Consider the following 15,708-nt stretch of genomic DNA (forward strand, 5'->3'; position numbering starts at 1 on the left):
GGTTGTTGTTATTGGGGGCGTTGCAGAGCGGTTTCCACCAACCGCGCCCAGAGGCTGGCGCCATAGGGCAGGGCGGCGTCGTTAAAGTCGTAGCCGGGGTTGTGCACCATGCAGCCGTGGGCACCTTCGGTGCCGTTGCCCATGACGATGTAGCAGCCGGGACGCTGCTCCAGCATCGAGGCGAAATCCTCGCTGCCGAGAAAGCCGCTGGGGATGCTGGTCATCAGCCCTTCGGGGCCCAGCAGGTCCCGAGCCACCTGTTGCAGCAGGGCGGTTTCGGCCGGGGTGTTGAGCAGCACGCCGATACGCTCGTCGTACTCATAGTCGAGTTCCAGGTTGTGGGTGGCGGCGACGCCCCGGGCCACTTCACCTATGCGTTGCTTGAGCAGGGTGCGGATCTGCGGGTTGGTGGTGCGTACGCTCAGCGCCAGGGTGGCGTGATCGGGGATCACGTTGGCGGCGTCGCCGGCGTGCAGCGAACCCACGGTGATCACGGCCACTTCTCCAGCCGGCACGTTGCGCGCAACGATGGATTGCAGGGCCAGCACCAGCTCGGCAGCGGCCACCACCGGGTCTCGGGTCTTGTGGGGCATGGCGCCATGACCACCGCCCCCCTTGAGGCGAATGTGCACGTTGTCCGAGGAGGCGCTCATGGCCCCGGCCTGGGTCAGGAACACCCCCACCGGCAAGGTCGGCATATTGTGCAGGGCGTAGACCGCGTCACAGGGAAAACGCTCGAACAGGCCGTCCTCGATCATCCGTCGGGCGCCGCCCAGGGTTTCCTCGGCCGGCTGGAAGATCAGGTTGACGGTGCCGTCGAACTGCCGGGTCTCGGCCAGGTAGCGGGCAGCGCAAAGCAGGATCGCGGTATGCCCGTCATGGCCGCAGGCATGCATGGTGCCCGGCTGCCGGCTGTGCCATTCAACGCCGCTCTGCTCATGGATCGGCAGGGCGTCCATGTCGGCGCGGATTCCCAGGCTGCGGGGGCTGTTGCCATTGCGCAGCACACCCACCACCCCGGTGCCGCCGATGCCGCGGTGGACCTCGATACCCCACTGCTCCAGGCTCTGGGCGACTCGCTCACTGGTGCGCTGTTCGGCAAAGCCCAGTTCCGGGTGCTGATGAAGGTCCCGGCGCAACTGGGCGAAGCTGTCCTGCCAGGCGAGGATCTGCGGGATCAGGGGAGAGTGGGGCGCTGTCATGGGGGCCATTTCCGAGCTACTGACGGTGGCCCGCAGCATGCCCCAGCCTTGCGCCGCTGAATAATCACCTCTGGGCATGCTTATCGGTTGTGGTTATCAAGGTGCGCGGCCGGGCGCCCTCAGGCGATGGCCGGAATCGAGTTCGGCACGGGTTTCGACGGCCCCTTGTAGACGTAGATCAGTTCATCGGCCAGGGCCTTGGCTTCCCGGGTCATCAGCTCCTGGTCGCGACACACCAGGGAAATGTTCATCGGCGGGACCGGCTCGACAATCTCCAGGATCTCCAGCTTCTGCATCAGCATCGGCGCACTTTCCAGGACCCGCAGCGACCAATAGCTGATGGCATCGCTGGTCACCGCCAGTTCGGCGAAGAGCACCACCGAGGCGCACTCGATGACATTCTGCGGTGGCGCAACACCGTTTTCCTCGAACATCACCCCGACCTTGGATTGCTCCAGGGAGTCCTGCAGCAGCCACTCCTGTTCCTGCAGCTCGCTCAAATGCCGGGCATGGCGCAGCGGATGGTCCTTGCGCACCACCAGCACCGTGGGCTGGGCGTAAAGCTCCTCCCAGTGAAAACCGTCGGTGTTGCGCGAGGGCGGCAGCGAAGTCAGGGCCATGTCGAGCTGCCCTTCACGCAGGCCTTCCATGAGCTTGGACGGTCGCAACTCGTGGATCTGCACCTGCACCTTGGGGTAGTGCTGACGATAGCGATTGAGGCTGGCGACGAATTGCGGGCCGGGGGTGACCGGCGAGACACCGATGGACAGCTTGCCGTCCATGCGCCCCTTGAGGGTGTCGATTTCCTCTGCAGCGCGGCGAACCTCTTCCAGGATCAGTCGCGCACGGCGTACCAGGCGCTCGCCGTATTCGGTGGCGGTGATCCCGCGATTGGAGCGGATCAGCAAGGGCACGCCCAGTTCCGCTTCCAGTTCCTTGATGCCCTTGGACAGGGCCGGTTGTGAGATATGCAGCAGGCGCGAAGCCTCCTGGATGCTGCCGCTTTCGCAGATGGAAACCAGGGCGCGCAGCTGATGCAGCTTCATGGCGGGGTACCGAGTGGGAATGGGGGCTTGAATCTAAGCCAAAACCCCCGCCATGGGGGATAGGAGTAGTACCAATTTGTAAGGCCGATGGCACAAACATGCTCCGGGGCGGTGTTGGCCCCGGAGCCGGCGGATCACCCTCGGGGTTAGCGAATTCCTGTGGCCCGCAGTGCCGACGGGGTGAACTCCTTGCGGCTGAAGGGCAGGTTGAACTGGTAGCTGTTCTTCTCTTCGTTGCGCAGGGAGTTCACCGCGTAGCGGCCGGAGAGCACGTCATAGTGTGCTTCGGCGGCGAAGGACGGCACCTTGACGTCGTAGAAGAAGCTGGCGTGTCCTTCGGCCACTCGCCACAGGGCGCCGCGGCCGTCGTAGGCATCGGTGATTGCCGCCTGCCAGCTGTCCTCGTCGATGTAGATGTCGCGCTTGGAATAGACATGGCGCTGGCTGGGCTTGAGGGTCGCCTGCAGATGCCAGACCCGGTGCAATTCATAGCGGGTGTGCGCGGGGTTCAGGTGCCCGGCCTGGACGATCTCGCTGTATTTGAGCTTGGGCGATTCCAGGCGGTAGCTGTTGTACGGGATGTACATTTCCTGCTTGCCCACCAGTTTCCAGTCGAAGCGGTCCGGAGCGCCATTGAACAGGTCGAAGTCATCGAGGGTACGCATGCCTTCGGCCGCCGGGCTGTCATAGGCGATCTGTGGCGCGCGGCGCACTCGGCGCTGGCCGGCATTGTACTGCCAGGCCATGCGCGGCTCCTTGACCTGGTTGATGGTCTCGTGGACCAGCAGCACACCGCCGGCCAGGCGCGCCGGGGAAAGGAATTCCTCACGGTAGTAGTTGAGGATGTTGGCCATCTCCGCCGGCTGGTAGTCCGTCAGCCCGGTGGGGTAGGCCAGTTCCTGCTTGACCACGCTGGGGGTGAAGCTGCCGTTGGCCTGGGGCGAGGCCTGCATGACGATGCGCTTGAGGCTCTCGCCACGGTAGCGGCCGATGTGGTTCCAGATCACCTCCAGGCCGTCCTTGGGAATCGGGAAGGGCACGGCGCCGGGGCTGTAGTTCTCCAGGCCGTTGCCGCCTTCCACCAGGGTGGTGCGGGTGGCGTTGAGCAGGGTCGCGTCGAGGCTCTTCTGCGGCAGGCTGACGCTGCGATGGCTGCGGAAGACCGGCATCTGATAGGTCTTGGGGTAGCGCTTGAACAGGGCCAATTGGCCAGGGCTGAGCTTGTCCCGGTACTGCTCGACGTTGTCGGCGGTGATGGTGAACAGCTTCTGCTCCTGGGCGTAGGGGTCTGCCAGGAAGCCGTCGGCATCCATCTTGCCGGTGCTCTCGGGCAGGCCGCCGGTCCAGGCCGGGATGCTGCCATCGGCGTTGCCGGCGCGCTCGGCGCCCACCGGAGTCAGGTCCTTGCCCAGGCGTGCCGCTTGGTCGCTGGAGACCGCGGCCAATACCGGGCCGGTCAGCAGGCTCAGGGTGAAGCAGCCAATCTGCAACAGGTGGGGATGTTTCATGATTAACCTCTTGAGGGCAGCGGACCTTAGAAACTCACGCCCAGGCTCAGGGCGAGAAAGTCGCGGTCGGTGTTGGTGTTGTAATCGCCACCAAAAAAGTCGGTGTAGCTGATGCTGGCGGTGTACTTGGACATGAAGTCGGCATCCAGGCCGATGCTCAGGGCCTTGTTGCCTTCGTTGAAGGTCGGGCCGTAACCGTCGACATCGTGGGAGAACGACAGGTTGGGCTTGAGGTTGGCCCCGGCGATGGCGTCGTTGAACTCCAGGACGGCCCGCAGGCGGTAGCCCCAGGAGTTCTGGGTGTAGAAACCCTTGTCGGTGCACTGGTCCGGGTTGGCCGAATTCAGCGCGCGACAGATGTCGTTGCCGGAGACTCCGAGCAGCGCCGCGTTGCCGGCATGGGCCAGCTCGCCGTTGCCGTAGACGCTGTTGCGGCCAAAGCGCAGGCCCGAACCGTCGCTGTTGTCCAGGCCGCCGATATGGGCGAAGCCGGCTTCTCCCACCAGGGTCAGGCGGTCACCCCCCAGCACCTGATCGAAGGTCTGGATCGCCGTGAGCTGGGCCTGGGTGTAGGGCATGCGTTTGTAGCCCTGGATACGCGAGCCGTAGGCCGAGCTGGCCCAACCGCTGTCGAAGATCGGCAGGCCGGCGTTGATGGCCGGGTGGGTGGCAGCGGAGCCCAGGGTCGCAGCAGTGGAGACGTCCGTGCTATTGAGGGACATGGGCATGTTCGGCCGATAGCTGATCTCGCCCGACACCGCGGTGCTGCCGATGTTGGTGGCAAAGCTCAGGCCATAGAGGCGGATGTCTTCCGGGTACTCCAGGTAATAGCGCGCGGTACTGACACCGCCCTGGCCGGCCAGGCCGCCCACCGGGTCGAGGAATGCGCCCTTGCCCACCAGCCAGGCACTTTCCGGGGTGCGGCTGTGGTAGTTGAGGGCATAGAAGCCGAACTCGGTTTCGTTGAGTTCCGGCACCGTCCAGCGCAGGGCCACACCGAACTGGCCGCTGTTGCGCGCATCCTGGTCGTTGAGTCGGGGTACATAGCCGTAGCTGGCGGCGTCGCGGTCGAAGTCACTGCCATTGACGGTCATGCCGAAGTCGCAGCCCTTGGCGGCTACGTCGCCGCCGAAGTAGGTGCCGCAGTTGTCCAGCACGGTCTTCTGCCAAGTCAGTTGGTAGAAGGCTTCCATGGACAGGTTGTCGCTCAGCCCCTGGTTCAGGTAGAGCATGTTGACCGGGATCAGGCCTTCCTTGAGCTCCGAACCGGGGCGGCGCAGGGCGGCCACATCGGCGGGGTTGATGGCGTTGATGGAGTTGCCGATGAAGGTGCTTTCGCCCCAGCTCACCACCTGCTTGCCGACCCGGACGCTGCCGGGCAGATCGGCGATGCTGTAGTTGTGATAGAGGAAGGCGTCGAGAAACTCCGCCCCCGAGGCGCGGGCGGCGCGATCACGGCCATGATCGTCGATGTCGTAGAGATGCTGATGGCCGTCCTTGAGCTCGAAGTCGTACCAGTACTTGCCGCGGACAAAGACTCCGGTGTCGCCGTAGCTCAGCTCCAGGTCGTGGAGGCCCTTGAAGATCTTGGAGAAGGTTTCGCCCTTGCGAAAGTTCAGCCGACCGTCATCCCCGGTGCGGGTGGAGGCACTGCCGCCGTTGGCCACGCCGATGAATCTGCTGTCGGCATCGCGCATGCCCCAACTGGCGCCGATGGACAGTGATGAATCGAAGCGGCCGCTGATTTCTCCCAGCCGGAAGTCTTCGGCCTGCGCCGGCAAGACCCAGGCCAGGGCAAGGGCAAGGACCAGTGGCTGGGGTTTCAGAGGGGAGGGATACATGGTCCCCGGATTTCTTATTGTCTGCATGCTGCTCTCCGCCTATTACGGGCCGGCACCCTGGGCGGGTGCTGCGCGCTTTCCTTTAGGGCCCCCGCTCGACGGGGTCTGGCGCATGGTAGGGAGCTTTGAGGGTCCTGCCCTCTAGGAAATTCTTATGCCTATAGCCAAAGGTGAGGGGCCAGCCTGGGACGGGAGGCAAACGCCGGGCAAAAAAAACCGCGCGCTCCCGAGGAGCGCGCGGCGTTGTTCAACCGCCGAAGGGGCGGGGGGTCAGCTCACCACGCGGTAGCACGGCACATAGGCCGCGCCGCCAGGCAGCTTCATGCGGTGCTGCTCGACGAAGGCTTTGAGCAACTGATCCAGGGGCCGCATGATCGCCGGGTCACCGTGGATGCTGTACGGGCCTTTCTGTTCGATCAGGCGGATGCCCTGGTCCTTGACGTTGCCGGCAACGATGCCGGAGAACGCCCGGCGCAGGTTGGCTGCCAGTTCGTGGGGCGCCAAGGCATGGCTCAGTTGCAGGCTGGCCATGTTCTCGTGGGTCGGATCGAAGGGGCGCTGGAAGCCCTCGTCGATTTTCAGCAGCCAGTTGAAGTGGAAGGCGTCGTTGCGTTCGCGGCGGAACTGCTTGACGGTCTTCAGCCCTTCGGTCATCTGCCGGGCCACTTCTGCCGGGTTGTCGATGATGATCTGGTAGTGCTTCTGCGCTGCTTCGCCCAGGGTCGCCAGGACAAAGGCGTTGAGCTGCTCCAGGTAGGGCGCTGCGCTCTTGGGACCGGTAAGGATCACCGGGAACGGCAGTTCGTGGTTGTCCGGGTGCATCAGGATGCCCAGCAGGTAGAGGAATTCCTCTGCAGTGCCGGCGCCTCCCGGGAAGATGATGATGCCGTGGCCGACACGGACAAAGGCCTCCAGGCGCTTCTCGATGTCCGGCAGGATCACCAGTTCGTTGACGATGGGGTTCGGCGCTTCGGCGGCGATGATCCCCGGCTCGGTCAGGCCTAGGTAGCGACCGCCGCTCATGCGCTGCTTGGCGTGGGCGATGGTGGCGCCTTTCATCGGGCCCTTCATCACGCCCGGGCCGCAGCCGGTGCAGATGTCCAGCTTGCGCAGGCCCAGCTCGTGGCCGACCTTCTTGGTGTACTTGTATTCCTCGGTATTGATCGAGTGGCCACCCCAGCACACCACCATCTTCGGCTCCACGCCGGGGCGCAGGGTGCGGGCGTTGCGCAGCAGGTGGAAGACGTAGTCGGTGATGCCCTGGGAGCTGTCCAGGTCGATGCGCTGGCTGTCCAGTTCGTTCTCGGTGTAGACGATGTCGCGCAGGGCGCTGAAGAGCATTTCCCGGGTGCTGGCAATCATCTCGCCATCGACGAAGGCGTCGGCCGGTGCGTTCAGCAACTCCAGGCGCACGCCCCGGTCTTGCTGGTGAATGCGCACTTCGAAATCGTGGTAGGCGTCAAGGATGGTCTTGGCGTTGTCGACGTGGGCGCCGGTGTTGAGGATCGCCAGGGCGCACTGGCGGAACAGCGTGTAGATGCTGCCGGAACCGGCGGCGCTGAGTTGTTGCACTTCACGTTGCGAGAGGGTCTCCAGGCTGCCTTTCGGGCTCACCGAAGCATTGATCACTTGTCTTTGCGGCATTAATCCATTTCCTGAAATCGGCGCCACCGCGCCATGTGCGGTCAGTGGCGAAAAAACGGCGGGGCAGTGAACAGAGCCACCGGTACGGGGCTTGGTTTCCAGCGGCAGGGCAAGAAAGCAAACGTCGTCGCGAGATTGTTCGCTGTCTGAATCTACCTCAAGCGGGCCCGCTGTGGCTGGAAAAATGACGATCCGTCACGGTCGCGGTGATTTTTCATCGAGCCTTAGCAGACGCTGGCCCGTGCCGGATCCATCACCGGCGAGGCTGCGGCCAGGGTCAGGCGTTCCTGCAGGGCCGGATAACCCGTGCTCTGGCCCCAGGCGTGTTCGTCCAGGGTCAGGCCGACGATCTGCAGGAATTCGAAGCGTCCGCTAAGCAACTGCCGGGGCCCGGCAAAAGCCGGCGCGGGGATGAACAGCAATGCCTGCAACAGACTGTCGTTGCCGTCGATGGGTTGCCCGGTACGCATGCGGTCCCATTCGCCCAGAGGCTGCTGCTCGCCGAAACGGCCGGCGGCCAGTAGCAGTTGATAGGCGCAGAATTTACGCAGCAGGTGCAGGGCCCAGGGTGACTGTTCGCGGGATTCCAGCAGCAGTTCCTGGCCCATCCCGGACCAGCCATCGGCTTCGGGTTGCGCATCTTCCCAGGCATTGGACAGCCCTGAAGTGACGTACAGCCAACTGCTGCGCGTGGTAGTAGGCGGTGATTCGAAGACTCCGTGGCTGAGCCAGCGCGGGTCGATTTCGGTCTGACCGAAGACCTCGCTGAACAGCGCCATGTCCAGGGGGTAGATGCCTGGGCCCAGGTCGCCGAACAGCGCCGGGTAGAGTTGTTCTTCACGTTGTGCCCAGGCGGCTTCAAACCATGAAGAGTCGGGGGATTGCAGCATGTGAAAGCGTCCTTGAGCAGAAACGGTGGCTCGGCTTGAGCCGCCAGAAAATCAGGCAAAGGCCTGGCGCAGCAGTTGCGGCAGAATCTGTCCGGCCTTGCCCACCAGGCTGTATTCCTCTGGCTCAGTACAGGCCTGGGGCTGCGGGTTGATGTGCACCACGCAGGCACCTTGCTGCAGCGCCAGTTGGGGGATCTGCGCCGCCGGTTGCACCAGGCCCGAGGTGCCCACCGACAACAGCAGGTCGCATTCGCCTGCCGCTTTGAACGCCTCCTTGAGGATCTGCGGTGGCAGGGCTTCACCGAACCACACCACCCCGGGGCGGATCTTGCCATTGCAGCCGGTGCAGCGGGGGGGCTCCAGGCTGCAACCCTGTTCCGGCAATACGAGTTCTGGCAGTTCCCCGCTGAAGGGGCGATTGCAGGCGAAGCACTTGGGGTGGTGCAGGCTGCCGTGCAGGTGCAGCACCGCGGGGCTGCCGGCGCGCTCGTGCAGGTCATCGACATTCTGGGTGATCAGGGTCAGGCGCGGTACGCGTCGGGCCAGTTCGGCAATCGCCAGGTGGGCCGGGTTGGGTCGGGCCTGGAGCACTTTCATGCGGCGCCATTCGTACCAGCCCCAGACCAGCGCCGGGTCCTCGCGAAAGGCTTGGGGCGTGGCCAGCCGCGCCGGGTCGAAGTTCTCCCACAACCCGGTCAGGGCATCACGAAAGGTCGGGATGGCGCTTTCGGCCGAGACGCCGGCACCAGTGAACACCACCAGGTGGCGGGCCTGGGCCAGGCGTTGGGGAGCGAATTCCATGGAGGACCTGTCTGCGTTGTTGCGCTGATATCGGAGTGGCATTATCGCCAGTCGGTTCGGACCTGTCCTAAAAAAACACAGTGAGCGCATCGGGAATGAATTTATCGTCAAGCCGCCGCTCATAACTCTTGTCAGCGGTCTTGTCCGTAGAGTTCTCAAACCCTCAGGGAGTGTTACCCCATGTGCCCAGCCTCGTCCGTTAACCCAGATGCCACCTCCCGCTTGATTCTGGTGGTGGAGGATGAGCCGACGGTGCTGGAGTTCCTGTGCGAGATCCTGGAGGACGAGGGCTTTGTCACTGAAGCCCGAGAGAGCGCCGATCAGGCCTGGGAGTTCTTGCAGGAGGAGGCGACGCAGGTGGCGCTGCTGCTGACCGATATCACCATGCCCGGCCGGCTCAATGGCGCCAGCCTGAGCAACCTGTGCGGTGAGCACTGGCCGTCGTTGCCCGTTGTGGTCATGTCGGGTTTCGAGACCCCCGAGAGTTCCGGGGTGCGTTATCCGGTGTCCTTCATTCGCAAGCCCTGGACCATCGGGCAGATCCTCGACTGCGTGGAAGGCGCGCTGAAATCGGCCCAGGGTTGAGGCGTTGCGCCTCACCCCGGCCAATCGCCGGTGTTACTCCTTGACGCTCATGAACTCCTTGGCCCAGACGATGTAGTCCTCGGGCTGGGTGTAGGTATGAGCCAGTTCGGTGGCACTCAGGTCCGAGGCCTGGGTGAAGATCTGCCGCTGTTCCCGCAGGCAGTCGTAAGTGGCCTTGATCGCGGCGAAGTAGGCGGCGTGGCCGTCCACTGCGATTTTCACCCCCAGCTCCGCCAGGCGCGCATCATCCCGTAGCGCCGGGTTGCCGTAGGTCACCAGCATCAGCGGCACGTTCAGGTGCTCGGAGATCTGTTCCAGTTGCTCGAAATCACGGATGCCGACCATGCAGATGGCGTCGGCGCCGGCGCGCTCGTATTGCTGGGTGCGGCTGATGATCTCCTGCACCGGGAGGATGCCGGCGTTGGTCCGGGCGATGATCGCCAGTTCCGGATCAACCCGGGCTTCCAGGGCGGCGCGGATCTTGCCGACGCCTTCGGCCACCGAAATCAGGTCGGTGGATTTGCGCCCGAACTGGGCGGGCAGCAGGGTGTCTTCGATGGTCAGCGCGGCAATGCCGGCGCGTTCCAGTTCGACCACGGTGCGCATTACGTTCAGCGCGTTTCCGTAGCCATGGTCGGCGTCGGCGATCACCGGCAACTGGGCCACGCGGCCGATGCGGGTGGCCTGTTCGGCGAATTCGCTGAGGGTGATCAGGGCGAAATCGGGGGCCGCCAGCACTTGCAGCGAGGCCACGGAGCCACCCAGGATGCCCACTTCGAAACCCAGGTCGGCGGCGATACGGGCGGACATCGGGTCGAATACGGAAGCGGTGTGGTAGCAGGAGTTTGAAGCGATCAGTTCACGGAAACCGCGGCGCAAATCTTGATGGGAAAGCCTGGACATAACAGCTCCGAGATAGGATCGAGATATCGACCTCGAGGTCGAGTCAAATTTTGCAATCAGTTCCCTTGGCGAGCCGATGGTTGAAAGGCTCACAGCGAAACGTTAGTTGGGCAGATGAAGGTGAACAAAGGGGGGTAGCAAGGCGTCTTTATCCCACTCGGTTGCGCGAACCGGCAGGTTTATTATGCGAGGCCGACATAGCAGGACGAGGCTATCACGCTCCAAGGCCCGAGTTGATGAGGAATTTGCATAGCATTATGCCGGACCGGCATTGGCAATTTTTTTCTAACTGAATATTACAAGTGCCTGCCGAGGGTGGTTCCGGCGCTGGTTGAAGCTGTTCGGGTACTTGTCGAACACTGGCAAATCAACCAAGCTGCCGCGCCTCGAATGGCTGCTTGGCAGCTGCGCAATGGCTTGGTTCAAGGATGCAGGTAATGACACTCAGGGTGTTGGTGGTCGGTGGTTATGGCAATTTCGGCAGCATCGTCTGCCGCTATCTGATCCATACGCCCGGAGTGCATCTGCTGATTTCCGGGCGTGACCCGCGCAAGCTCGCGGCCAAGGTTCTGGCGCTGCAAGCCGAGGGTGGACAGCCCTGCGAAGGCTGGTGCGGCGATGCCATGGGGCCGCAATGGGCGCCGGCGCTCAAGGCCCTGGACGTGCACTGGGTGATCCATACCGGCGGGCCGTTCCAGGGTCAGTCCTATGCGGTGGCCCAGGGCTGCATCGAGGCCGGAGTCAACTATTGCGACTTGGCCGACTGCCGTCAGTTCGTGCGCGGCATTGGCACTTTAGATGAGGCGGCCCGGGCCGCAGGGGTGACGCTGCTCAGCGGTTGCAGTTCGGTGCCGACTCTGTCGGCGGCGATCATCGATGAGCACCGTGAGCGTTTTTCCCGTATCGATCGGATCGAGCACGGTATTTCCTCGTCGGCGAAAATGCCCGGCCTGTCCACCATCCAGGGCGTGCTGGCCTACGCCGGTCGGCCGATCCTGCAACTCAAGGACGGCCAGCCGCTCCCGGTGATCGGCTGGCAGGGGCTGACCTTGCGTAAATTGCCCAGGTTGGGGACGCGGCTGGTGGCCAACGTCGATGTGCCGGACCTGGACCTGTTCGCCGAGCGTTATGGCGCCCATACCCTGAGCTTCAAGGCCGGTGCCGGGCTGAAGATTGCCGGGCTGGCCAACGCCCTGCTGGCCCAGGCGGTGAAGCTCGGGCTGATCGCCGACCCGGCGCCCTGGGCGGCGCGCCTGCATCGCTGCGGCACCTGGTTCGAAGGTTGCGGTGATGGCCTCAGCGCCATGTACGTCGATGTTCACGGCCTGGGCCAGGATGGCCAGCCGCTGTCGATGTACGCGCAGTTGACCGCCACCCACGACCATGGCCCGGAGATCCCCAGCTGCGCCGCGGTGGCCGTGGTGCACAAGCTGCTCGCCGGCCATGTGCCGGCCCCGGGGGCACGCTCCAGTGCCGGCGAGGTCAGTGTCGAGGAGTACCTGCGGGCGATCGACGACGCGGATCACCTGCAGATGCAGGTGAGTTTCTCGCGCCCGCCGGTTTAACGCCGTCTTACCACAGCAGGGGCTTGGTGAAGTCCTTCCAGAACAGCCAGCGCTGCAGTTCGTGGTGCTCGCCGGTGCCGATCTGCCAGTCCGGTCGTCCGCCATCCAGGGCGATCTTGACGATGATCCCGGCATAAGTCGCGGCCACCAGGGTCTTGCCATCGGGGCTGATGTCCATGGCGGTCAGGGTCGAGCCGATGTAGTGCTGCCAGCGCTCCTCGCCGGTTTCACTGACGGCTCGCAGGTAACCGTAGGCATCGCCGATGATGAATTCGTCGCCCCGTGAAGCAGCGGCATACACCCGAGCGCCTTCCTGCAGCACCGGGGTGCGCGGGTCGTCGCTATAGAAGTCAGTGCTCAGCCCCGGCAGGTCGGCGACCGCCACCCCCAGGCTGGCGCCGCCATAGAAGTGGCAGGCGTTGAGCAGCAGGCGGTCGCCGACCTGGTTGAAGTGAGCGAAGTGCGGGTACTCGCTGGCAGGGCCGATCTGCGCGACCTGCTGCAACCTAGCATCGAACACCAGGTGCATCCCGCTTTGCTCGCCCACGGCGATCCATTGGCCATCGGGCGACACCGCGCCATGTTCCATGCTCAGGCCTATGCTCAGGTCCTCGGCGGCGACGCCTTCGTCCAGGTCCTGCTGGATGTCCTCAAGGCTGCGCAGCAGGCGGGTGGCGCCATCGGCAGCCAGGACGAAGATGCCGTCGGCACTCACCAGTAGCACCCGGCCCCCGTCGGGGAAGGGGATCAGGCTGGTGGGAGAGGGGCGCCCGGTGTCTTCAAGCTCCAGGCCTGCAGGCAGGCCGGCATGAGGGGCGGGCCAGGGAAAGCTTGCCACCTGAGGCCCGTTCCAGCCGTCGGTGACCTGGATGCCATCGGCCCGGCCCCAGGCGAAGTAACGCCGCTGGGGGCACATGCCGAAGCACTCCACTTGCTCCAGGGTCTCGATCCGCGCGTCGTCGATATGCACCACGAAGCCGGCCTCGAAGGGCGCGCCGATGCGTGCCAGCAGGCTGCCGTCCGGCAACAGGGCCAGGGTCGGAATCATCCGTCCCTGGCTTTCCAGGCGCGGCGACAGTGGGAAGTGTGCCGGTGGCCAGTCCTGGCGAAAGGCCTGGCGCTGCACTGCGTCGTAGAGACCTTGGTTGCTCGCTTGCAGAGCCGCCTGCCAGTCTTCCAACAGATGCTCGGTATCGGGCATGTTCGGCTCCTTCAAGCCCTTCCAGCCCTCGCGGGTGCCGGTTTCGACATAGTGGTTGATGTCGCGGGCATAGGTCAGCACGGCTTTTTGCCATTGCTCTTGCGGGGAGAGGTTCGAATTCGACTGGGACATGCGCGCAGGACTCCTTGTGGCGCTGGAAAAGGCGTAACAGACCGGGGATGGACCGGAAAAGCGCGCAGTTTATCCCTTGGGCCCGGTCTTTTTACAAGTTTCCCCTGCGCTACTGTTCAAGGTGCGTAGGTGCTGACCCGATTGCGTCCGGCGTGCTTGGAGGCGTACAGCGCCTGGTCCGCCCACTCGATCAGGCAGCGGTGGTCCCGGGCCGGGCGATCGAGGCAGGCGATGCCCAGGCTGATGGTGAAGGCAATGGCCTGGCCGTTGTGGATCACCTCTTGTTCTTGCACCGATTGGCGCAGGCGTTCGGCCAGGGTGTGGGCGCCGGCCAGATCGGTGTGGGGCAGGAGGATGGCGAACTCTTCGCCGCCGTAACGCCCGGCCACATCGCTGTCGCGCACATGCTCGTGGATCAGTTGCGACACGCGTTTGATCACGGCATCGCCGGCCTGATGCCCGTAGCGATCGTTGATCGACTTGAAGTGGTCGATGTCCAGCATCAGCAGGGCAATGGCGTTGCCGTGGTGGCTGTATTCGAACGCCAGGCGCTGTTCCCAGTGACCACGGTTGAACAACTGGGTCAGGTGATCGACGCGTGACAGGTGCTGCAACTGCTGGTTGGCCTTCTGCAGCGCCAGGCTGTTGATCGCCACGTCGGTGAGGTCGTAGATCACCAGGCAGACATGATGGATCTCGCTGTTGGAGGAGCGCAGTGGCAGCAACGTGGTGTTCTGGTACATGAACTCGCCCTGGCCGGTGATTGGCTGGTAATTGTTGAAGTGCACCAGATACGGCCGCTGCTTCCAGATGGTGAAGGCCGGCGTGCCCAGGGCCACCACACGCCCGACCTTGCGGCTGAACCAGGGCCGCTCCACCTCAGGGAACAGTTCGAAGAACGATTGATCGATGGCCTGCTTGGACGGCACCCCGGAGCGGTTCTCCATAAAGCTGTTCCACACCTGGACCCGGCACTCCAGATCGAGCACCACTATCCCCACATCGATGCTCTGGACCACCGCCAGCAACCAGTGCAGTTCACTGAAATCCATTCGTTTGGGCATGGCTCAATTCATCAGGTAGGCGAGTTTCTGTTCCAGCAAGGCCATGGAGCCCTCAGTGAACAACAGCAACAGGTCGAAGTGGATGTTCTGTTCTTCCAGGCTGTAGCTGATCTCCACCGCTTGGGTCTTGTTCCAGCGTTGCTGGTTGAGCACGATCAATTCGTCGATGGTGGTGTGCTCGCCCAGCACCTGGGGATGGCCCACGGAAAAGAACACATCCAACTGGTCGGCAATGCTGCTCAAGCAGGCACCGATCAACACGCTGGACAGGTCGATCAGCACTTCCATTTCCTGATAGGGGTCGGTGCCCTGTTCCATCAACTGGGCGATGTCGGCCACTTCCGAGTCGTAGAACATCAGCAGTGCTTCGCCGGCAATGCCGCTGCCGATATAGCTCTGGCAGATGGCGGTCAGCTGCCGGGCGCGATTGGCATCGGCCAGGAGCATCTGCAGTTCGCCGGCCTCCAGCACATTGACGTGAGGGATCGGCAGGTGCACGAACACATCCAGGACCTTGGCGATCAGCGCCGCCGCGTAGCCCATGGAGACATTGACGGTTTCTCGGAACGCGTCGCGAAAGGTCACCAGGGGCGGCGGCGACAGGGCGGCAGCAGGGAGCGCCCCCGGGCTGTCCAGCAGCTGCAGTTCGTTGAGCAGTGCACGCAACAGGGCGGCAGCAGGGAGCGCCCCCGGGCTGTCCAGCAGCTGCAGTTCGTTGAGCAGTGCACGCAACTGCTGGGGATCGAAGGGCTTCTTGAGGAAGGCTCGGGCCCCCAGTTCGCGGGTACGACGTACCGCTTCCTCCTGGACGTCCCCGGAGATGACGATGATCTGCGCGTCGATGCCTTCTTCCTGCACCGCGCTCAAAACCTGATAACCGTCCATGACCGGCATGGTCAGGTCCAGCAACGCCACCTTGCCCAGCCCCCGACGCAGGGCTTCCAGGCCTTCGCGGCCGTTGCAGGCCTGGGTCACGGACACCCGCCACTCGCTGGGCAAGGTCCGTAGCACCTGCTTGCGGGCCATGCTCGAGTCATCGCAGACGAGAAGAGGGATCATCGGGATCGGACGCTCATTCGAAAAAATCCGCAGCTGGATAACGTTCAGGAATGTAACGAGTTGCCGCGCAATAAGGGTGTTGTAACGGGCTGTCCGTGCCGCGCCGCACTATAGTTCGGTCGGCAATGGAAGAACAAGTAGGCGTTCATTGAGTTATTTGTTCCAGATCATTGTTCAGTGCATTCAACTGCAGAGCGACTTGCAACTTTCGACTGATATCGGTCTGCGTCCTGATGCGTTGTTCTGTTTGTATTGCTGGGTGAATTC

General features: G+C 63.6%; 13 protein-coding genes. 2 read left to right on the forward strand and 11 right to left on the reverse strand.

What is annotated here, in order from left to right:
- Positions 1-8: 8 nt before the first annotated feature.
- The 7 genes from P7C00_RS13365 to P7C00_RS13395 all read right to left on the reverse strand — a co-directional run bounded on the left by P7C00_RS13365 (position 9) and on the right by P7C00_RS13395 (position 8,932).
- Complete coding sequence (locus P7C00_RS13365) at positions 9-1,202, reverse strand: M20 aminoacylase family protein (RefSeq protein ID WP_404939980.1); 1,194 nt, start codon at positions 1,200-1,202, stop codon at positions 9-11.
- A 119-nt stretch (positions 1,203-1,321) separates the two neighbouring features.
- On the reverse strand, positions 1,322-2,248 hold the full coding sequence (locus P7C00_RS13370; RefSeq protein ID WP_346635746.1) for a LysR substrate-binding domain-containing protein: 927 nt from the start codon (positions 2,246-2,248) through the stop codon (positions 1,322-1,324).
- 146 nt (positions 2,249-2,394) lie between these two features.
- The gene (locus tag P7C00_RS13375; RefSeq protein ID WP_404939415.1) at positions 2,395-3,756 is read right to left on the reverse strand and encodes a DUF1329 domain-containing protein; all 1,362 of its coding nucleotides are present in this window, start codon (positions 3,754-3,756) and stop codon (positions 2,395-2,397) included.
- 26 nt (positions 3,757-3,782) lie between these two features.
- Entirely contained in the window at positions 3,783-5,597 is a 1,815-nt protein-coding gene (locus P7C00_RS13380) for a DUF1302 domain-containing protein (protein WP_404939417.1), read from the reverse strand.
- Between the two features lie 270 nt (positions 5,598-5,867).
- Positions 5,868-7,241 carry a nucleotide 5'-monophosphate nucleosidase PpnN gene (gene ppnN, locus P7C00_RS13385; RefSeq protein WP_346635749.1) on the reverse strand — a complete coding sequence of 458 codons (1,374 nt, stop codon included), beginning with the start codon at positions 7,239-7,241 and terminating at the stop codon, positions 5,868-5,870.
- Positions 7,242-7,465: 224 nt separating this feature from the next.
- Positions 7,466-8,131 (reverse strand): suppressor of fused domain protein, encoded by a 666-nt coding sequence (locus P7C00_RS13390; protein ID WP_404939419.1) that lies wholly within the window; start codon positions 8,129-8,131, stop codon positions 7,466-7,468.
- Between the two features lie 51 nt (positions 8,132-8,182).
- Positions 8,183-8,932, reverse strand: coding sequence for an SIR2 family NAD-dependent protein deacylase (locus P7C00_RS13395; RefSeq protein WP_404939421.1), 750 nt, complete (start codon positions 8,930-8,932; stop codon positions 8,183-8,185).
- A gap of 180 nt (positions 8,933-9,112) precedes the next feature.
- On the opposite strand from P7C00_RS13395, the gene P7C00_RS13400 reads away from it, so the two are divergent.
- On the forward strand, positions 9,113-9,517 hold the full coding sequence (locus P7C00_RS13400) for a response regulator (protein WP_346635752.1): 405 nt from the start codon (positions 9,113-9,115) through the stop codon (positions 9,515-9,517).
- Between the two features lie 33 nt (positions 9,518-9,550).
- On the opposite strand, the gene P7C00_RS13405 is transcribed toward P7C00_RS13400, so the two are convergent.
- Positions 9,551-10,420 carry an oxaloacetate decarboxylase gene (locus tag P7C00_RS13405; protein ID WP_346635753.1) on the reverse strand — a complete coding sequence of 290 codons (870 nt, stop codon included), beginning with the start codon at positions 10,418-10,420 and terminating at the stop codon, positions 9,551-9,553.
- 437 nt (positions 10,421-10,857) lie between these two features.
- Between P7C00_RS13405 and P7C00_RS13410 the strand changes: the two genes are divergently transcribed.
- Complete coding sequence (locus P7C00_RS13410) at positions 10,858-11,985, forward strand: saccharopine dehydrogenase family protein (RefSeq protein ID WP_404939423.1); 1,128 nt, start codon at positions 10,858-10,860, stop codon at positions 11,983-11,985.
- Positions 11,986-11,992: 7 nt separating this feature from the next.
- Here the strand turns inward: P7C00_RS13410 and P7C00_RS13415 are convergent, their stop codons facing one another.
- The 3 genes from P7C00_RS13415 to P7C00_RS13425 form a co-directional block, all read right to left on the reverse strand.
- Positions 11,993-13,318 carry a YncE family protein gene (locus tag P7C00_RS13415; protein WP_404939425.1) on the reverse strand — a complete coding sequence of 442 codons (1,326 nt, stop codon included), beginning with the start codon at positions 13,316-13,318 and terminating at the stop codon, positions 11,993-11,995.
- A 116-nt stretch (positions 13,319-13,434) separates the two neighbouring features.
- A complete protein-coding gene (locus tag P7C00_RS13420; RefSeq protein ID WP_404939427.1) occupies positions 13,435-14,382 on the reverse strand; it encodes a diguanylate cyclase in 948 nt (315 codons plus the stop codon).
- Between the two features lie 3 nt (positions 14,383-14,385).
- Complete coding sequence (locus P7C00_RS13425) at positions 14,386-15,441, reverse strand: response regulator (RefSeq protein WP_404939429.1); 1,056 nt, start codon at positions 15,439-15,441, stop codon at positions 14,386-14,388.
- Between the last annotated feature and the right edge of the window lie 267 nt (positions 15,442-15,708).

The sequence above is a fragment of the Pseudomonas sp. JDS08PS003 genome (assembly GCF_045013505.1).
GTDB classification, from domain to species: Bacteria; Pseudomonadota; Gammaproteobacteria; order Pseudomonadales; family Pseudomonadaceae; genus Aquipseudomonas; species Aquipseudomonas protegens_B.